Origin of the sequence: Bradyrhizobium sp. CCBAU 45384, from assembly GCF_028128665.1 — a bacterium.
In the GTDB taxonomy this organism is placed as follows: domain Bacteria; phylum Pseudomonadota; class Alphaproteobacteria; order Rhizobiales; family Xanthobacteraceae; genus Bradyrhizobium; species Bradyrhizobium manausense.
Genome location: NZ_LBIZ01000113.1, coordinates 210,066 through 227,711, shown reverse-complemented (window position 1 = coordinate 227,711; position 17,646 = coordinate 210,066). Strand labels below are relative to the sequence as shown.

Sequence of the window (17,646 nt, the reverse complement as noted above, 5' to 3'; positions counted from 1 at the left end):
CCCCTAGAACGGCAGCCCCACATAATTCTCCGCAAGCAGCCGCTGCGCCGTCTCGGACGAGAAGAGGTACTCGAGCTCGGTCTGCTGGAGCCGGTCCTCATACTCGGAGCGATCGGGGAAACGATGCAGCATCATCGTCATCCACCACGAGAAGCGCTGCGCCTTCCAGATCCGCGCCAGGGCCTTGGCGGAATAGCCCTTCAACCCGGAATCGTCGCCATTCTGATAGTGCGCGAGCATGCCGTGATAGAGATAGTAGATGTCGGAGGCGGCGCTGTTCAGCCCGCGCGCGCCGGTCGGCGGCACGATGTGGGCGGCGTCGCCGGCGAGGAACAGGCGCCCGTAGCTCATTGGCTCCGCAACGAAGCTGCGGAGCGGTGCGATGCTCTTCTCGATCGAGGGACCGGTGATCAATCGTGCGGCGACGTCATCAGGCAGGCGGCGCTTCAGTTCGGCCCAGAACGCATCGTCGCTCCAGTCCTCGACCTTGTCGGTCAGCGGCACCTGGACGTAATAGCGGCTGAGCACCTGTGAGCGCAGCGAGCATAGCGCAAAGCCGCGTTCATGCTTGACATAGATCAGCTCCGGCGACACCGGCTTGGTGCGCGACAGCACGCCCAGCCAGCCGAACGGATAGACCTTCTCATATTCGCGCAGCACGTCCTTCGGGATCGACTTGCGGCTGACGCCGTGAAAGCCGTCGGCGCCGACGATGTAGTCGCAATCGACGCGAACAGTCTCCCCGTTCGAGCGATACGTCACATAAGGCCGATCCGAGGTCAGATCATGCGGCGTCACGTCCTCGGCGTTGTGGACGACCTTGCCGCCGAGCCGGTCGCGCGCCTCGTAGAGGTCGCGCGTCAGCTCGGTCTGGCCGTAGACCAACACCGAGTTGCCGCCGGAATGCTTGTGCAGATCGATATGGGAGAGCACGCCGTCATGGGCGATCTCGAAACCGTTGTGGATCTCGCCTTCGCGGTCCATCCGCTCGCCGCATTGCGCCTCGTGCATCAACCTGGCGAAACCGTGCTCGAGCACGCCGGCACGGATGCGCGCCAGCACGTGGTCGCGGCTGTATTTCTCCAGCACGATGGTGTCGATGCCCTTCAGGTGCAGAAGCTGGGACAACAGCAGCCCGGACGGCCCACCACCGATGATGCAGACCTGAACTTTCATTTTTGCGTCCTCCCGACGGCGTTTTTTGCAGATTCAATGCGGAAGACCGATGGAGGGTTTCGCCATTGTCTTGTACTATTCGAACATGAGGAACGCAGCCCCCGCCCCGGCGATCCGGGTCTACAATCTGTTCGGCGAAGCCGGCGATCTGCCTGACGTCGTCCACTGCGAGACGATTGCGTCGCGCTCGGTGCTGCACGACTGGAAGCTCGCCGTGCACCGGCATGCCCGTCTGCACCAGGTGCTGCTGATCGAGCGCGGCGGCGGCGAAGCGACGCTCGACGGACGCGTCGTGCCCTTGAAGCCGATGCAGATCGTCAACGTGCCGGTCGGCCATGTCCATGGCTTCCGCTTCGTGCCAGGAACCGAAGGCTGGGTGCTGACCATCGCCGCGGAAATGCTCGACGAGGCGCTGCTCGCTGCCGAAGGCCTGCGCGGCGTGCTGTCACGATCATCAGTGGTGCGCGGCACGCCGCAGATTCGCGCCATCATGAAGCAGATCTTTGCCGAGCATGCCGCGCGCGATTTCGGCCGCGCGCATGTGCTGCGGGCATTGTCGGCGGCCATGATCGGCCTCGTCGCACGTGCGCTCGCCGGCGCGAGCGGCGCTGGCGGCAATGCCGAGACAAATCTGTTCCGCCGCTTCGAGGCCTTGCTCGAACAGCATCACCTGGAACGCTGGACCGTGGCGGACTACGCGAAGTCGCTGGCGATCACGCCGACCCATCTCAACCGCGTCACGCGCGCGGCGACCGGCGACACCGCCTCGCACCTGATCCTGAACCGCCTGATCCGCGAGGCGCGGCGCAACCTCGTCTATACCAACCTGCCGGTCTCGACGATCGCCTATGCCCTCGGCTTCGAGGACCCCGCCTATTTCAGCCGGGTCTATGCCGCGGCCACCGGCCTGTCGCCGCGCGCCTTTCGCGCGCAGCTCCATGGCGATGAGGGCTGAGGCCTCAAACGTCGAAGAACACCGTCTCGTCCGGGCCCTGCAAATTGATCGTGAAGGAATAGACGACCTTTCCTGCGCGCTCGCCGCGCTTGGCGATCAAGGTCCCGCGGCGCACCGGCTGCTCGATCAGGTTCAGGACGGGATCTGCGGCGTTGGCGGCCTCCTCGTCGGAGAAATAGAGCCGCGTGTTGAGGCCGATATTGATGCCGCGCGCGACGATCCAGACATTGATGTGCGGCGCGCATTTGCGCCCTGCCTTGTCGGTGATGGCGCCCGGCTTGATGGTCTCGAACGTCACGAGGCCGCTCTCGAAATCCGAGCCGGCGCGGCCCCAGCCGCGGAAATCCTGGTCTAGCGCGCCGGCCGAGCGATCGGCCGGATGGTTGTAGCGGCCGGCCGCATTGGCCTGCCAGATTTCAAGCAGCACGTCGCGCAGCGGCGTGCCGCTGCCGTCGAGCACCTTGCCTTCCAGCGTGATGCGTTCGCCTTTGGTGTTCGGCGTTACCAGCACGTTGGAAAAGTTCTTCTCGAAGATGTCGAAGCCGGCCATGGCCGGGATCAGGCCGATATGGACGTAGGGCCCAGCGGTCTGCGAGGCGGTTTCCTTGAGATAGTTGAGCGGCTGCGGCATGTGCTCAGTTCCCTTCGGGACGATTTTCGAAATAGGTGGAGCGCTGGCCGCGCAGCACGATGTCGAAGCGGTAGGCGAGCGAGTCGAACGGCGTCGAGGCGTTGAGGTCGAGCGGCGCGACCAGGCGGTCGAGCGCGTCCTTGTCCGGGATCGTCGTCAGGATCGGGCAGACCGGGATCAGCGGATCGCCCTCGAAGTACATCTGCGTGATCAGCCGCTGCGCAAAGCCGGAGCCGAACACCGAGAAGTGGATATGGGCGGGGCGCCAGCTGTTGACGAAGTTGCGCCACGGATAGGGGCCAGGCTTCACGGTGCGGAAATAATAGTAGCCGGTGTCGTCCGTCAGCGCGCGGCCGCAGCCGCCGAAGTTCGGATCGATCGGTGCGAGATACGTGTCCTTCTTGTGCCGATAGCGGCCACCGGCATTGGCCTGCCAGAACTCCACCAGCGTGTTCGGCACGCCGCGGCCGGTCTCGTCGAGCACGCGGCCATGGACGATGATGCGCTCGCCGACCGGGTCGCCGTCCTTGGCGTAGTTGCGGATCAGATCGTTATCGAGCGGCCCGAGATCGTTGTGACCGAACACCGGCCCCGTGATCTCCGAGACCGAGTTCTCGAGCGACAGCAGCGACTGGCGCGGTGAGCGCAGCACCGAGGATTTGTAGCCGGGCGCATAGGCCGGCGGATGAATCGAGCGGTCGCGCTGGAAGAAGCCGCCATCGCCGAGTGGCGGCGTAAACGGCTCGGGGCGGTTGAGGCGGGGATCCTGCAAGGCTGTCGCCTGGGCATTCATCGGCGTTGTCTCTCCCTTGGGCGCCCCGGGTCCGGGTGCGCGGCTTGTTGAACGATAATGCCGCTCCCTATTCTCAAGATAAATAGATCGATTATAATGAATCCCATGAACAAAATCGATCATTTGGCGCTTGACGGCCACGCCCTCGAATTGTTTCTCGCGGTGCTGGAGGAAGGCTCGGTCACGGCGGCCGCGACGCGACTCGGCCTGACGCAATCCGCCGTCAGCCACAACCTCAACAAGCTGCGACGGATCGTCGGCGATCCGCTGTTCGCGAAATCCGGCCGCGGCATCGTCGCGACCGCCCATGCCCAGGCACTGGCGGCCAAGGCCCGCGCGCTGATCGACGAGATGCGCAGCTTCGCCGGCGGCGTCACCTTTGAGCCGGGAAGCGCGCAGCTGTCGCTGACGATCGCCGCCAATGATTTCCAGCGCGACCTGCTGCTGCCACACTTCTTCGGCCATGTTGTCGCGCAGGTGAAGAGCCTGAACCTGCGCGTGATCCCGTCGCAATCGCCCTCGCCTGCGATGCTGCGCGAAAATCGCTGCGACCTCATGATCACGCCACTGCCGCCCGTCGGCGTCGACATCGTGCAGAAGCGCCTGCTGAGCGATCATTACGTCTGCTACTACGATCCCAAGACGCGCGCCGCCCCATCGGGACGAGGGGCCTATCTCGCGGCGCGCCACGTCACCGTGGTCTATACCGACAATGAGCGGCTCGACTTCGACCGCCGGCTCGCGGCCAACGGCTTCCACCGCGACATCGCGATTTCGGTGCCGAGCTTTTCCGGCGTGCCCTCGTTCCTGCGTGGCTCGCAAATGCTCGCGAGCATGCCGAGCCTGCTGGCGTCCGGCGTCATGCGCGGCTTCGCGCACGTGCAGATTCCGCTGGCCTCACGCACGCGCACGCTGGCCGAGCTGCCGATGTTCATGGTCTGGCACCAGCGCTACCAGAAGGACCCGGCCCACCGCTGGATCAGGACACAACTGGAACATGTAGCGGCGACGGCAGCCGCCTGAATCGGTCGTTGCCCGCCGGCTGTTGATGCCGGCCGGGGCCTGCCCCTCGCCAAACCCACTGGTTGCGCGCGAGCGGCCACGCTAGAATTCGGCCATGACAGTGACCGACATTGCGAGCCGAACCTACAATCACAGCTGGCGGCTGGACCCCATCATCCGCAGCCTGCTGGATACCGACTTTTATAAACTGTTGATGTTGCAAATGATTCGGGAGGATTACCCGGATCAGCAAGTCACCTTCTCAGTCATCAACCGTTCGCGCCATGTGCGCCTGGCCGAAATCATCGACGAGGCCGAGCTGCGCGCCCAGCTCGACCATGCCCGCACCATCCGCTTCACCAAGAAGGAGCTGATCTGGCTTGCCGGTAACACCTTCTACGGCAAGACCCACATGTTCTCGGCGGACTTCATCCGCTGGCTCGCCGAATTCCGCCTTCCCGACTACGAGCTGCGCAAGGTCGACGGCCAGTACGAGCTGCACTTCCACGGCCCGTGGACCCACAGCTCGATGTGGGAGATTCCGGCGCTCGCCATCCTCAACGAATTGCGCTCCCGCGCGGCATGCAAGGGCCGCGGCCGGTTCGAGCTCGATGTGCTCTATGCCCGCGCCAAGGCCAAGCTGTGGACCAAGGTCGAGCGGCTGCGCAAGCTGGAGAATTTGCGGCTGTCCGATTTCGGCACCCGCCGCCGCCACGGCTTTCTCTGGCAGCGCTGGTGCGTGGAGGCGGTGAAGGAAGGGCTGGGCCCGTCCTTCATCGGGACGTCCAACGTGCTGCTGGCGATGGACAACGATCTCGAAGCGATCGGCACCAACGCGCACGAGCTGCCGATGGTCGCGGCCGCGCTCGCCAAGGACGACGAGGAATTGCGCTGGGCGCCCTATCGCATCCTCGATCAGTGGCGCCAGACCTATGGCGGCAATCTCTTGATCGCCCTGCCGGACGCTTTCGGCACCAAGGCGTTCCTGCGCGATGCGCCGGAATGGGTGGCCGACTGGACCGGCTTCCGCCCCGACAGCGCGCCGCCGATCCAGGCCGGTGAAGAGATCATCGCCTGGTGGCAGAAGAAGGGCCGCAACCCCAAGGACAAGCTGCTGGTGTTCTCGGATGCGATGGACGTCGGCTCGATCGAGGAGACCTATCATCACTTCGCCGGTCGCGTGCGGCTCTCCTTCGGCTGGGGAACCAACCTGACCAACGACTTTGTCGGCTGTGCGCCGGACGGCTCGTTCAATCTCGATCCGATCTCGCTGGTCTGCAAGGTGTCGTCGGTCGACGGACGTCCGGCCGTCAAGCTCTCCGACAATCCGGAGAAGGCGACCGGAATGCCCTCCGAGATCGAGCGCTATTTGCGCGTGTTCGGCGATGCCGGGCGCGTGCGTCAGCCGGTGCTGGTCTAGTCTAGCGCGACGGCAAGACTCCGAGCCCCACGAGATGCGCATCGAGGAACTGCGTGACCTGCTGGCGCAGCATCTGCGGCGGCACCGCGACCATGCGCTCTTCGAGGCCGAGCGAAATGATGCCGTGAACCGCGGAAAACAGCGTGCGTGACAACAGCGCGATCTTCACGTCATCCGCGTCAGGCAGCACCCGCACCAGGGGTGGATGCATCAGCGCGAAGGCGTCCATCACCATCTGGAGGATGTCGTCGGGATACGGGCGGTCGTCCTCCATCCGATGCTCGAACAGCGAGCGCAGCAGATTGGCGTTCTCGGCGAAGAAATCGAGATAGGTCTCGGCCAGGCCATAGAGCTGGCGAACCGGATCCTCAGCCGGGACCGCACCAAGCCGCGCTGTGAGCGCCTGAACCGTCTCCCTGTTGACGGTCAGGATCACCCCGTCGAAGTCGCCGAACTCGTTATAGACACTGCCGACGGAGCAGCCGGCGGCGTCCGCGACGTCCCGAACCTTCAACGATCTCAATCCCTTAGTTGCGATAATACCGCGGGCGATCTCGATGATCTGGAGCCGCCTGCGCAATTTTTTTTGATCTCGGACCGATTCTTCTTGAACATTGTTCATTTTCAAGCTACTCACGTGAACATTGTTCAAATTAACCCGGAGACCTGCAAAATGCAAACCCTCGCTGTTGATATCGCCTCCACCTTCATCGATGACGCCACGGCTCTCGTCAGCGGCTTTGGCCGCGCTGTCCTGCGGCTCGCGATGGCGCCGATCGATCGGATTGCCAATGCCTGCGACATTGCCGGCGTGCTCGCCGAGCGCCGCGCCAATTTTCGGATGTGGCGGACCAGCCGCCCCCGCCACGAGGGTCGCCGCGTCGGCCTGCTTGGCCGCCTCAACCCGTTTCGCCATCTCGCTCACCTCACCTAGAGGACAAGCCGATGCGCATGCAGGTCCACTCGAATGCGAACGCCGGTCGCAACAAAGGACTCACCATGTCGCGATATTGCCGGCCGCCCGGCGAAAGTCAGGCATGCCGTTCAGCTTTTGCTATCGGCCCCGGCGATATCCGCATAATCGCGGCATTTGCGCCCGAAGCTGCGGCCCGCGACCGGATATTTTGCGAACCTAACGAGACAAGCTGGAGACCAACAGGATCGGAGGGATGGCAGGGGACATGACAGGCCGGCAACCATCGTCGCCTGCAATCGCTCCCCACCCCCCTTCCGGTCGTGACGTTCGACCCGCAACGTAACAATCTCAGGCTGCCTTTCCACAACAGGACTCGTCATGATCAGGGAATTGATGTCGTCTCGCCGCTTTGCGCCGCTGTTCTGGGCGCAATTTTTCTCGGCGCTCAATGACAACGTGCTCAAGAACGCACTCGTCATCATCCTGCTTTACAGCGCCGCGACAGGCCACGGCGATGCGCTTGTGACAGTGGCCGGCGCCGTCTTCATCTTCCCCTATTTCATCCTGTCCGGGCTCGGCGGCCAGCTCGCCGACAAATACGTCAAATCGGTCGTGGCACGGCGATTGAAGTTTGCCGAGATCTTCGCGGCCGCCTTCGCTGCCGCCGGCTTCTTCATGCACTCGGTGCCGCTGCTGTTCACCGCGCTCGCACTGTTCGGCATCATCGCCGCGCTGTTCGGTCCCGTGAAATACGCCATGCTGCCGGACCAGCTCGAGCTCGGCGAGCTCGCCACCGGCAACGCGCTGGTCGAGGGCGCGACCTTCATGGCCATCCTGCTCGGCACTGTTGCCGGCGGCCAGTTCGTCGCAGGCTCCGCCCATATGGGCTGGGTCGCATCGGCCGTGGTCGTGCTGGCCCTGCTGTCCTGGGCCTTTGCCTCCCGCATTCCGCAGACAACGCCGTCCGCGCCCGATCTGCCCGTCGATGCCAATCCTTGGACCTCGACACTCGGTCTGCTCAGGACGCTGCACGCTGACCACCGGCTGTGGGACGGCACCGTGATCGTCTCCTGGTTCTGGCTGGTCGGCGCCATCGTGCTGTCGCTCTTGCCGGCGCTGGTCAAGGACGTCGTCGGCGGCAACGAAGGCGTGGTGACGCTGTGCCTGGCAATCTTCGCGATCGGCATCGCCATCGGCTCGCTGTTCGCGGCCAGCCTGAGCCATGTTCGCCCGAACCTCGCGCTGGTGCCGATTGGCGCCATCATCATGGGCTGCGCCGGCCTTGACCTCGCCTTGGCCATCGCGGTGACCACCAAGGGCCAGGACATCGCAGCGGTCGATTTCGCGACCTCCTTCGCCGGCCTGCGCATGTTGGCAGACTTCGTCGCCTTCGCCTTCGGCGGCGGCCTGTTCGTGGTGCCGTCATTCGCCGCCGTGCAGGCCTGGTCCGCGCCAAACGAACGCGCCCGCATCATCGCCGCCGGCAACGTGTTGCAGGCCGCCTTCATGGTGGTGGGCTCGCTGTTCGTTGCTCTGCTGCAGGCGGGCGGATTGCATGTCGGCTGGATCTTCTTCGGGCTCGGCGTCGCCAGCTTCGGTGCGGTCTGGTTCGTGCTGACGAAGTGGGGCAAGGAAGGCGTGCGCGACTTTGGCGCGCTGCTGTTCCGCGCCCTGTTCCGCACCGAAGTGCGCGGGCTCGAGAACCTGCCGCCGCCGGGCACGCGCATGCTGATCGCGCCCAACCATGTCAGCCTGATCGACGGTCCGCTGCTGCACGCCGTGCTGCCGATCGACGCGAGCTTCGCGGTCGACACCGGCATCTCCAAGGCCTGGTGGGCCAAACCGTTTCTGCGCGTGGTCAAGCACTACACCATGGACCCGAGCAAGCCGCTGGCCGCGCGCGACCTGATCAAGCTCGTCGCGGCCGGCGAGCCCGTCGTGATCTTCCCGGAGGGACGCATCACCGTCTCCGGCTCGCTGATGAAGGTCTATGACGGCACCGCGATGATCGCTGATAAGGCCGACGCCGTGGTCGTGCCGGTTCGCATCGAAGGCGCGCAGCGCTCCCACCTCAGCTATCTCAATAGCAGCCAGATCAAGCGCTCGTGGTTCCCGCGGGTGACAGTGACGATCCTGCCGCCGGTCAAGCTGCCGGTCGCCTCGGAGCTGAAAGGCAAGGCGCGCCGCAATGCCGCGGGTGCCGCGCTGCAGGACGTCATGATCGACGCGATGGTCAAGAACGCCATGCTCGATCACACGCTGTTCGAAGCGCTGGGCCATGCCTATCGCGACCGCGATACCGGCAAGGTCATCATCGAGGATGCGCTCGGCACCAAGCTGACCTATCGCAAGCTGATCCTCGGTGCGCAGGTTTTGAGCCGCAAGTTGCAGGCCGGTACCTCGGCCGGCGAGAATGTCGGCGTGCTGCTGCCGAACTCCGCCGGCGTCGCCGCCGTCTTCATGGCGCTGCAGAGCATCGGCCGCGTTCCGGCCATGCTCAACTTCTCGGCCGGCCCGGTCAACGTGACCGCCGCCATGAAGGCCGCGCAGGTCAACACCGTGCTGACGTCGAAGGCCTTCATCGAGAAGGGCAAGCTCGACAAGCTGATGGCCGCGATCTCCGCGGAGGCGCGCATCGTCTATCTCGAGGACATCAGAGCCTCGATCGGCACGGTCGACAAGATCAAGGGACTACTTGCAGGCACCGCGCCGCGCGTTGCCCGCCAGGCCAACGATCCGGCCGTCGTGCTGTTCACCTCGGGCTCGGAAGGCACGCCCAAGGGCGTGGTGCTGTCCCACCGCAACATCCTCGCCAACGCGGCGCAGGCGCTGGCGCGGGTCGATGCCAACGCCAATGACAAGGTGTTCAACGTGCTGCCGGTGTTCCACTCGTTTGGGCTCACAGGCGGAATGATGATGCCAATGCTGGCGGGCATTCCGATCTACATGTATCCCTCGCCGCTGCACTACCGCATCGTGCCCGAGCTGATCTACCAGACCGGCGCCACCATCCTGTTCGGCACCGATACGTTCCTCACCGGCTATGCCCGCTCGGCGCACCCTTACGACTTCCGCACCCTGCGCCTGGTGATCGCCGGCGCCGAGGCAGTGAAGGATCGCACACGCCAGGTGTTCATGGAGCGCTACGGCATCCGCATTCTCGAAGGCTATGGCGTCACCGAGACGGCGCCGGTGCTGGCGATGAACACGCCGATGGCCAACCGCCCCGGCACCGTCGGCCGCCTGTCGCCGCTGATGGAAAGCCGCCTCGATCCGGTCCCCGGCATCGAGGAAGGCGGACGCCTGTCGGTGCGCGGACCGAACGTCATGCTCGGTTACCTCAGGGCCGAAAACCCTGGTGTGCTCGAAGTGCTGCCCGAGGGCTGGCACGACACCGGCGACATCGTCGCGATCGACACGGCCGGCTTCATCACCATCAAGGGCCGCGCCAAGCGCTTTGCCAAGATCGCCGGCGAGATGGTCTCGCTGTCGGCGGTCGAGAGCATCGCGACCACGCTGTGGCCGCAGGCGGCTTCGGTCGCGGTGTCGATCCCCGACCAGCGCAAGGGCGAGCGTATCGTGCTGCTGACGACGGAGAAGAATGCCGAGCGCAGCGCAATGCAGGCCCAGGCCAAGGCGATCGGCGCCTCCGAGCTGACCGTGCCCGCGACGATCATGGTGGTCGACAAGGTGCCGCTGCTCGGCACCGGCAAGACCGACTACGTCACCGCGACGGCGATGGCCCGCGAACAGGCCTCGGCGCCGGAGCGCGAGGTCGCGTAAACGAGATGCCCGAGGCGCCTCAATCAGGCGACGCGCGATGCCCCGGAGTTATTCTGCTTCACGGCATCGCGCGGACCTCGGCATCCCTGAAGAAGCTGGAGCGGGCGCTCCAGGCGAGCGGGTTCACGACGCTCAAAATCGACTATTCCAGCCGCAGCAAGCCGATATCGGCCATCGTGGACGACATTCATCCGGCGATCGTCCATTTCGCCGAGCGCGACGCGCCGCTGCATTTTGTCGCGCATTCGATGGGCGGCCTCGTCGCGCGCGCTTATATCGCAAGACACCGCCCGGCCCGGCTTGGCCGCGTCGTGATGCTCGGTACACCGAACCGCGGCAGCGAGGTCGCCGATCTCCTGCAGGGATTCCCGCCTTACCGCGCCTTCTACGGGCCGGCCGGCCTCGAGCTCACCACCACGCCTGCGGCCGTGCCGAATGCCTTCCCCGCCATCGACTATCCGGTTGGCGTCATCGCCGGAAACCGCTTCATCGATCCCGTCGCCGGCCTCTTCGTTCTGCCGAAGCCGAATGACGGCCGCGTATCGGTGCAGAGCACGATGCTTTCAGGCATGGCCGACCATGTCGTCGTGAAGGCGTCCCACACCGGGCTGCTCCGGCACCCCGTCGCGATCGAACAGACGATCGCCTTCCTGCAGGACAGCCGCTTCCGCGCCGCCTCTGTCACTTGAGCAGGAGATAGCGGACCGGGTTGTCGTCACACTGACCTGCGCCGCACTCCAGCACGGTGGACAGGAGATTTGCGGCAACCAGCAACGCGAAGATCGCGAAGACCGCATTGGACGCGAACCCGGTCACCGGCGCATCCCCTTCCTGCTTGCCGGTCGCATCCTTCAGGACAAAGACCAACGCGACATAGCACACCACAGCTACGGCCGCGATGAGCGCCCAAGTGTAGAAGTGCAAGCCCCACAACGCCGAACCGTAGCCGGGATCGCCGGGCGCCAGATGCAGCGACACCTGCCGCATCGCAATAAAGCCGGTGACGAGGCTGGCCATGAGGATCATCGCATAGTGCGACGGCCGCTCACCGAGACGCAGGTTGAACAGGAACCCCATGCCGATTGCGATGAACCCGGCTCGTTGCAGCAGGCAAAGCGGACAAGGCAATTCGCCCAGCCCAAGTTGGTAGGAGAAGGCGACCGTCAGGATTAGCGAGATCCCGAGCAATCCCGCCGCATTCAGGATCGCGCCGACCGGCGGTTTCTTGCTCGTATCAACGATGCTCATCGCGACACCGTCAGAAAGAGAATTTCAGCGGATCGGTCGCGTGATGGAAGAACCACGCGATGGTGACGACGATCGTTGCGCCCCACAGTCCGTAGCCCAGCCGCGCGTGGGAACGCCAGACGCTCGCGCAGCCGGCGAGCGCCAACAGAAATGGCACAAACATGTACATGAGCGCGGGCTCCCCAAGCGATTCGCGCACAGCGCGAATGGCTCAAGAGATACGTTAGAGCCGCGCGTCCCTCAAGAGCCGGCTTCGCTGCGCCGTTCCTGCGCGTAGCGCACCAGCGCAGCGAAGCGATAGATGCCGTGCACGAATTTGCCATAGGGCATGGTGATGAACAATGCGAACACCGCGCCGAGATGCAGCGCCAGCAGTGGGCCCATGGCGGCTGTCTCGCGCAAAATCAGAAGCAGCATGCCGGTGAGACCCGTCAGGAACAGCATGGCGATGAAGCCGACATCCATGCCGTAACTGTTCTCGTCGAGCAGTTCGGGCGCGCGCCGAGATTTCGCGACGAGAAGCCCGATTGGGCCGACGATGAGGCCGACGCCGCCGAGCGTGCCGAGCACGACCGGCAGATCCCACCAAGGATACGGTGCCTCCCGGCCGAGCAGATAGTGATAGAGCGTCGCCACCGAAGTCGCGGCAAAGCACAGCAGGAAGCCGTAGAACGTCAGGTGATGGAAGAGCTTGCGCCGGTCGGTCGGCTTGTCGTCCTCGTTGTAGCAGCCGACGCCGCCGCCATGGAGATAGCGCAGCTCGCCGGCATCACGGATCGCTTGAAAGATCGAGCCGCCGTCGGCGTGCCCGCCGATCGGCGCGCCGATGTCGTGCCAGAACGCACGCACGCTCATCACCAGAGCGAGAACGGCATAAAGAAACGCGGCGCTGAACAGCACGGCCATCACGCTGTGTGGCATCAGCTTGTAGAACGCACTGGGCCCGGTGTGCACACCGAACAGCACGCCGCGGTCGTTGAGCGCGGCGAAACCGAGGATAAAGGCCGCCATGCTAAGCGCGGCAACGATGCTGATGACGAGGCCGTTGCGGGCGAAGGCGCCGGACAGCGCCCGCGGCCAGGCATAGGCCGCATAGGATTCGGCGCGCGCGACCGCCAGCGTCTTGGGAACGTTGACGTTGAACTCGTGCGGCGGCGAGAACTGGCAGTCGACATAGCAGGCGCCGCAGGAATGGCAGAGGTTGGCGAGATAGTTGAGGTCGCCGTCCGAGAAGGCGCGCCGCATCTCCATGGCGGGAAACACCGCGCACAGGCCCTCGCAATAGCGGCAGGAATTGCAGACCGTCATCAGACGGTCGGCCTCATCAAGAATTCTAGTTCCGTGCATGTTTCGCCGCTTCCCGTCCTGCGATCCGCCCGAACACGCTGCCGATGGTCATGCCCATGCCGGCGGCATAGCCTTTACCCAACACGTTGCCGGCCATGATCTCGCCGGCTGCAAACATGTTCGCCGACGGCTTGCCGTCCGCCATCAACATCCGCGCCTCCTTGTTCACGCGCGTGCCGAGATAGGTAAAGGTGATGCCCGGCCGCACGGGATAGGCGAGATAGGGCGGCGTCTCGATCTTGCGCGCCCAATGCGTCTTGGGCGGCGTGACGCCTTCGGTGCGGCAGTCGTCGAGAATGGTATGATCGAAGGTACCCGGCCGCACCGCCGCGTTGAATTCGGTGATGGTCTTTTCCAGCGCCGCCGGATCGAGCCCCAGCTTGCCGGCGAGCTCAGCCACGGTTTGACCGGCAATCGGCGGGAACAGCGTGGGCATGAAGCTGCTGACCACGGTCGAATCGAAGATGATGTAGGCAATCTGGTCGGGCTGCGCCGCGACCAGCCGCCCCCAGATCGCATAGCGCTTCGGCCAGATGTCCTCGCCCTCGTCATAGAAGCGCTGGGCGTGCTTGTTGACGACGATGCCGAACACGACCGAGTCATGCCGCGTGATGATGCCGCCGTCGAACTTTGGCGCGCGGGCATCGATCGCGACCGCGTGGCACTGGGTGGGATCGCCGACCTCCTGGACACCCTTGTCGAGCAGCATCTTCAGGATCGAGCCGCGATTGTACGGCGTGCCGCGGATCAGGAAATTGTCGGCCGCCTCGCCCCAATATTGCTTCAGCCATTCGATGTTGGCCTCGAACCCGCCGGCCGCCGCGACCAGCGCGGTCGCGCGCATCTCGGTCTCGCCCTTGATCGGCCGCTTGAGGCGGGCGGCGAGAAACATGCCGTCCTCGATCACAAGGTCGGTGACCTCGGCATCGTATTCGACCTCGACGCCAAGCTGTTCGGCAGTGAGGTAAAGCGCGTTCAGCATCGCGCGGCCGCCGCCGAGAAAGAAGGAGTTGGTGCGGCCGAGGCTGAGCGTGCCGCCGAGCGAAGGCTGCCAGCGCACGCCCTGCTCCACGATCCAGTTCAGGATGTCCTTGGACTCGCGGATCATGTGACGAGCGAGCAGCTCGTCGGTCTGCCCGCCGGTGACGCGCAGCAGATCCTCCCAGAACTCCTCCTCGGTGTAGGGGCCCGTGAGAATTTCGGTGGCGGCGTCATGGGCGCAGCGCATGTTGCGGGTGTGGCGGGTGTTGCCGCCGCGATAGAATTTTGGCGCGCCTTCCAGCACCAGCACCGAGGCGCCGCCGCGGCGCGCCGAAATCGCCGCGCACAGCGCCGCATTGCCGCCGCCGATCACCAGCACATCGTATTTGCTGCCCATTCCGTGTGTCCGATGCGACGAGGTTGGAGACATTCTGCCCGCGAAAGCGCTTGGTCAACCCTCGCGGCTCTTGCGTACTTTTGTATACGAAGATATACGGACGAAACGCAAGCGGCATCTCTGCATGGGCAGGATGCGCGTGGTGCTTCGAGGGACCATGGCCAGGCGCCCGGTAAAGTCAGGCGGAGCAATCGCGCGCGACGGCGGCGTCGCGCTGGGCGAGGCCGTATTCCGTTCGCTCTGTGAGGCGCTCCAGGCCGGCAGCTACCGCGCCGGGGACCGCTTGCGCGAGGAAGAGGTCGCGCAGCGGCTGAAGGTCAGCCGCACCCCGGTGCGCGAAGCATTGGGCCGCCTCGCGGCGCGCGGCTTTGTCGAGCCCGCCGGCGGCCGCGGCCTGATCGTGCGCAATCTCGACATCTCGGAGGTGCTCGAGCTCTACGCCATGCGCGAGATCATGGAGGGCGCCGCTGCGCGCCTCGCCGCCGAACACGCCTCGGCGCCGGAGGTCGACGCGCTCAGGGACATCGAGCAGGCTTTGGCGGAAGCATCCGAGACCGACGCCGCCGAGATGGCAAGGGAAATGGCAAGGCTCAACCGCGCCTTCCACGAAGCGATCTGCCGCGCCGCGCGCAACCGCTATCTCGACAACGCCTCGCGCGAATTGCAGGACTGGATCGCTCTGCTCGGCCCGACCACCTTCACCGTGTCGGGGCGCCCTTCGACCAGCCACGGCGAGCACCTGGCCATCATCGATGCCATCGCCGCGCGCGACGGTGACAAGGCCGAGCAGCTCGCCCGCGCCCACATCCGCGAGGCGCTGCGCTGCCGGCTGAAGCTGTTGCAGAAGCAGTAGGACGTGCACTCGTGAACGTCACTTCCGCGGGTCAAGCGGAAGTCGCCTCGTGTGGTAGATCAAACTACTACGATCGGACCTGATCCGTTGGCGATGGCGGTTGTCGAAACATCGACGCCGGCGTCCATCAGAGAAGCGCACCTCGAAGCTACCAGTACCGGGCACGCTCCGTGCTTAATGAGGCGGACAGTCATGTCGGCATCGAAGCGAGGCGCCAGCGAGAGTCAAATTGTCGAGGACTGGAAGTTCGGAACGCGCGCGAGACACTGCGCATCGTGAGTGTGGGAGATGGCTTGAGTTGAGCCGGTTCGTCCACGCTCCAGGTCTGGCCAGTCGAAAGCGCGAAGCTCGCTATCGCAGTAGACGCGTTCCAATCAAATACAAAGGTCCGCACTCCCACGGCGGTTGATCCCGGAAGCTTCCAGATCGCGACGCGGCTGATCGACATTCACCCTTGCTCCAGTGGTGGCCTGCCGGGGCTAATAACCGCCTTGCGCCACGGAGGCGTTTGAAAATGAACGTAGAAGTTGTGAACTGCTTCACAACGTAGAACGGCGGTGCTCCGTACAGTAAGTCCCGGTTTGCATCGGAGGAAAGACGCGTATTGCGAACCGCGATGCTCAATGCCGTCCCGATGTTTCTCTTGGGATGGAGATTATGATTCTCAAATCACCGTAACGCTCGTCAACGATACTGACGTCGCACAGAATTTCGCGATTACTTGAATTATAGCGCGCCGTTGCCGGATAGGGAGATCGTCCATGAACGCTACGCGGGAATTCAACCCAATGATGGATTTCGGCAATGGAGTTGACGACCTAAACGGAAACGTACGGGGAAAGGGGGTGACTTACTCCGCCCCTAGCTCTGATGGATCATTTAGCGGGCAAACCGTACGCTTCCACCTCAAGATGATTGAGACTGTTGATGATCTGAAGAAGTCCATGGGCATTGACGTAAGTGTGTCAGGTTCTTACGACCTGTTCTCGGGCTCGGAGAAATTTTCATTCACTGAACAATCTAATTTTCATGCTTATTCTATTTTTTTGGTCGCGGGGATCACGGTTTCCAACCCACCGACGATTATTGAAAATGAGGCGCTTACGACGTCTGCAAGCACGTTGCTAGCGAACGGAGACAATAAGCGTTTCCGCGAGGAGTTTGGCGATTTGTACGTGAAGGAAATGACTTCGGGCGGCGAGTTATGGGCAGTGTTAGAATTTACAACGCGCACAGATAGCGACAAGGTCGATATAACAAATCGATTGAGCGCGGGGCTCCAGTTTGGAGTCGGGGGTGTCGACGCAAGCGTTGGTTTCGCGGACTCTATTCAGAGAATAACCCAGAATATGCAAATATCTGTAAATGTGTTTCAAAGAGGTGGTGCTGGAGACACGGCGAAGATGTCAATTTCGCTGCCTGAACTGGTTGCCAAAATTACAGCGTTTCCTTCTACAGTCAAAGCAAGTCCCGTGAGGTATACCGTATCATTGCAAGATTACCTTGCGCTTGACCTTCCTAAGCCTCCCAACTTCGTGCAAATACAAGCAGCCAAAGATAGCCTGGCCAAGTTTATGCAAGACCGAGCGATTCTGCAGCAGTTTCTTTCGGACGTCGACTATGTTGAGACCCATTCCGATCAATTCGAACCGTACGACGCTTCGGCATTGACGGTTTACGTCGCCAAGGTGGCCAAGTCGCTCAATGACATAACTAGCGCAGCGAGCAATTGCGTAAACGACATCACGAAATGCCAGCTGGTTCCGGCGATGGTCGTCGATAGGAGCCTTCTTCCGAAGCGGCTGACGCTCTCAATGCCGGATTTCGCGGCGGCCTGGGAACTGGATGGGAGAAAAGATCAGTGGGGTGATCCCAGCACGAACGTCGGTCGCTTGGTTGCGTACCTACAGCAGCAGGGCGTAAAGATCGAATTTGGCGAGTTTGGAGTTGGCGGAACGAACCCGCACCACCACGTTGTCCAGGCATTCCACCAAACGCCTGAGGCAAGAACTCTCTTAACAGCCGGCATGAAGGTCTCTATTTCAAGTGGAAATGAGTGGGCGCCGGATTGAGGTGATAGGTCGATGCGGCGAAAGTTCGGCGATCCGCTACAGCAGCCGCAAGTCCCAAACTAACGCTTTGCT

16 protein-coding genes are annotated in these 17,646 nt (G+C 63.5%); 8 read left to right on the top strand and 8 right to left on the bottom strand.

All coding sequences use genetic code 11. From position 1 onward, the window contains the following. Nucleotides 1–3: 3 nt before the first annotated feature. On the bottom strand, nt 4–1,176 hold the full coding sequence (gene pobA, locus XH80_RS25770; protein ID WP_271600973.1) for a 4-hydroxybenzoate 3-monooxygenase: 1,173 nt from the start codon (nt 1,174–1,176) through the stop codon (nt 4–6). A gap of 49 nt (nt 1,177–1,225) precedes the next feature. On the opposite strand from pobA, the gene XH80_RS25765 reads away from it, so the two are divergent. Next, a complete protein-coding gene (locus tag XH80_RS25765; protein ID WP_271600972.1) occupies nt 1,226–2,131 on the top strand; it encodes a helix-turn-helix domain-containing protein in 906 nt (301 codons plus the stop codon). A 4-nt stretch (nt 2,132–2,135) separates the two neighbouring features. On the opposite strand, the gene pcaG is transcribed toward XH80_RS25765, so the two are convergent. Both pcaG and pcaH read right to left on the bottom strand, forming a co-directional pair. Then, on the bottom strand, nt 2,136–2,762 hold the full coding sequence (pcaG, locus tag XH80_RS25760; protein WP_271600971.1) for a protocatechuate 3,4-dioxygenase subunit alpha: 627 nt from the start codon (nt 2,760–2,762) through the stop codon (nt 2,136–2,138). Between the two features lie 4 nt (nt 2,763–2,766). Continuing rightward, nucleotides 2,767–3,555, bottom strand: a complete 789-nt coding sequence (gene pcaH, locus XH80_RS25755; protein ID WP_057747679.1) for a protocatechuate 3,4-dioxygenase subunit beta — start codon at nt 3,553–3,555, stop codon at nt 2,767–2,769. A gap of 96 nt (nt 3,556–3,651) precedes the next feature. Here pcaH and XH80_RS25750 point away from each other — a divergent pair, with 96 nt between their 5' ends. Both XH80_RS25750 and pncB read left to right on the top strand, forming a co-directional pair. Beyond that, nucleotides 3,652–4,578 (top strand): LysR family transcriptional regulator, encoded by a 927-nt coding sequence (locus XH80_RS25750; RefSeq protein ID WP_271600970.1) that lies wholly within the window; start codon nt 3,652–3,654, stop codon nt 4,576–4,578. A 94-nt stretch (nt 4,579–4,672) separates the two neighbouring features. After that, a complete protein-coding gene (pncB, locus tag XH80_RS25745; RefSeq protein WP_271600969.1) occupies nt 4,673–5,977 on the top strand; it encodes a nicotinate phosphoribosyltransferase in 1,305 nt (434 codons plus the stop codon). A gap of 1 nt (nt 5,978) precedes the next feature. On the opposite strand, the gene XH80_RS25740 is transcribed toward pncB, so the two are convergent. Further along, complete coding sequence (locus tag XH80_RS25740) at nt 5,979–6,599, bottom strand: TetR/AcrR family transcriptional regulator (protein ID WP_271600968.1); 621 nt, start codon at nt 6,597–6,599, stop codon at nt 5,979–5,981. Nucleotides 6,600–6,650: 51 nt separating this feature from the next. Between XH80_RS25740 and XH80_RS25735 the strand changes: the two genes are divergently transcribed. From XH80_RS25735 to XH80_RS25725, 3 genes are all read left to right on the top strand, one after another. Further along, the gene (locus tag XH80_RS25735) at nt 6,651–6,911 is read left to right on the top strand and encodes a hypothetical protein (RefSeq protein WP_271600967.1); all 261 of its coding nucleotides are present in this window, start codon (nt 6,651–6,653) and stop codon (nt 6,909–6,911) included. A gap of 360 nt (nt 6,912–7,271) precedes the next feature. Next, the gene (locus XH80_RS25730) at nt 7,272–10,676 is read left to right on the top strand and encodes an acyl-[ACP]--phospholipid O-acyltransferase (protein WP_271600966.1); all 3,405 of its coding nucleotides are present in this window, start codon (nt 7,272–7,274) and stop codon (nt 10,674–10,676) included. 5 nt (nt 10,677–10,681) lie between these two features. Then, nucleotides 10,682–11,365 carry an alpha/beta fold hydrolase gene (locus XH80_RS25725; RefSeq protein ID WP_271600965.1) on the top strand — a complete coding sequence of 228 codons (684 nt, stop codon included), beginning with the start codon at nt 10,682–10,684 and terminating at the stop codon, nt 11,363–11,365. On the opposite strand, the gene XH80_RS25720 is transcribed toward XH80_RS25725, so the two are convergent. The 4 genes from XH80_RS25720 to tcuA form a co-directional block, all read right to left on the bottom strand. After that, nucleotides 11,358–11,924 carry a disulfide bond formation protein B gene (locus XH80_RS25720; protein ID WP_271600964.1) on the bottom strand — a complete coding sequence of 189 codons (567 nt, stop codon included), beginning with the start codon at nt 11,922–11,924 and terminating at the stop codon, nt 11,358–11,360. The genes XH80_RS25725 and XH80_RS25720 overlap by 8 nt on opposite strands. 10 nt (nt 11,925–11,934) lie before the next feature. Next, entirely contained in the window at nt 11,935–12,093 is a 159-nt protein-coding gene (locus XH80_RS25715) for a DUF5993 family protein (protein ID WP_271600963.1), read from the bottom strand. Nucleotides 12,094–12,164: 71 nt separating this feature from the next. Continuing rightward, complete coding sequence (gene tcuB / locus XH80_RS25710; protein ID WP_271600962.1) at nt 12,165–13,271, bottom strand: tricarballylate utilization 4Fe-4S protein TcuB; 1,107 nt, start codon at nt 13,269–13,271, stop codon at nt 12,165–12,167. Then, nucleotides 13,258–14,649: an FAD-dependent tricarballylate dehydrogenase TcuA gene (gene tcuA, locus XH80_RS25705; RefSeq protein WP_057747694.1), complete on the bottom strand. Its 1,392-nt coding sequence runs from the start codon at nt 14,647–14,649 to the stop codon at nt 13,258–13,260. The genes tcuB and tcuA overlap by 14 nt, the downstream gene beginning before the upstream one ends. Nucleotides 14,650–14,806: 157 nt before the next feature. Between tcuA and XH80_RS25700 the strand changes: the two genes are divergently transcribed. Together XH80_RS25700 and XH80_RS25695 are read left to right on the top strand one after the other, a co-directional pair. Beyond that, nucleotides 14,807–15,502: a GntR family transcriptional regulator gene (locus XH80_RS25700; RefSeq protein WP_271600961.1), complete on the top strand. Its 696-nt coding sequence runs from the start codon at nt 14,807–14,809 to the stop codon at nt 15,500–15,502. A gap of 761 nt (nt 15,503–16,263) precedes the next feature. After that, nucleotides 16,264–17,574, top strand: a complete 1,311-nt coding sequence (locus XH80_RS25695) for a hypothetical protein (RefSeq protein ID WP_271600960.1) — start codon at nt 16,264–16,266, stop codon at nt 17,572–17,574. The last annotated feature ends 72 nt before the right edge of the window (nt 17,575–17,646 follow it).

What these genes read in the sequence shown, in the direction of transcription:
- pobA (WP_271600973.1), bottom strand. Translation starts at nt 1,176, where the DNA reads ATGAAAGTTCAGGTCTGCATCATCGGTGGTGGGCCGTCCGGGCTGCTG.
- XH80_RS25765 (WP_271600972.1), top strand. Translation starts at nt 1,226, where the DNA reads ATGGAGGGTTTCGCCATTGTCTTGTACTATTCGAACATGAGGAACGCA.
- pcaG (WP_271600971.1), bottom strand. Translation starts at nt 2,762, where the DNA reads ATGCCGCAGCCGCTCAACTATCTCAAGGAAACCGCCTCGCAGACCGCT.
- pcaH (WP_057747679.1), bottom strand. Translation starts at nt 3,555, where the DNA reads ATGAATGCCCAGGCGACAGCCTTGCAGGATCCCCGCCTCAACCGCCCC.
- XH80_RS25750 (WP_271600970.1), top strand. Translation starts at nt 3,652, where the DNA reads ATGAATCCCATGAACAAAATCGATCATTTGGCGCTTGACGGCCACGCC.
- pncB (WP_271600969.1), top strand. Translation starts at nt 4,673, where the DNA reads ATGACAGTGACCGACATTGCGAGCCGAACCTACAATCACAGCTGGCGG.
- XH80_RS25740 (WP_271600968.1), bottom strand. Translation starts at nt 6,599, where the DNA reads ATGAACAATGTTCAAGAAGAATCGGTCCGAGATCAAAAAAAATTGCGC.
- XH80_RS25735 (WP_271600967.1), top strand. Translation starts at nt 6,651, where the DNA reads ATGCAAACCCTCGCTGTTGATATCGCCTCCACCTTCATCGATGACGCC.
- XH80_RS25730 (WP_271600966.1), top strand. Translation starts at nt 7,272, where the DNA reads ATGATCAGGGAATTGATGTCGTCTCGCCGCTTTGCGCCGCTGTTCTGG.
- XH80_RS25725 (WP_271600965.1), top strand. Translation starts at nt 10,682, where the DNA reads ATGCCCGAGGCGCCTCAATCAGGCGACGCGCGATGCCCCGGAGTTATT.
- XH80_RS25720 (WP_271600964.1), bottom strand. Translation starts at nt 11,924, where the DNA reads ATGAGCATCGTTGATACGAGCAAGAAACCGCCGGTCGGCGCGATCCTG.
- XH80_RS25715 (WP_271600963.1), bottom strand. Translation starts at nt 12,093, where the DNA reads ATGTACATGTTTGTGCCATTTCTGTTGGCGCTCGCCGGCTGCGCGAGC.
- tcuB (WP_271600962.1), bottom strand. Translation starts at nt 13,271, where the DNA reads ATGCACGGAACTAGAATTCTTGATGAGGCCGACCGTCTGATGACGGTC.
- tcuA (WP_057747694.1), bottom strand. Translation starts at nt 14,649, where the DNA reads ATGGGCAGCAAATACGATGTGCTGGTGATCGGCGGCGGCAATGCGGCG.
- XH80_RS25700 (WP_271600961.1), top strand. Translation starts at nt 14,807, where the DNA reads ATGGCCAGGCGCCCGGTAAAGTCAGGCGGAGCAATCGCGCGCGACGGC.
- XH80_RS25695 (WP_271600960.1), top strand. Translation starts at nt 16,264, where the DNA reads ATGAACGCTACGCGGGAATTCAACCCAATGATGGATTTCGGCAATGGA.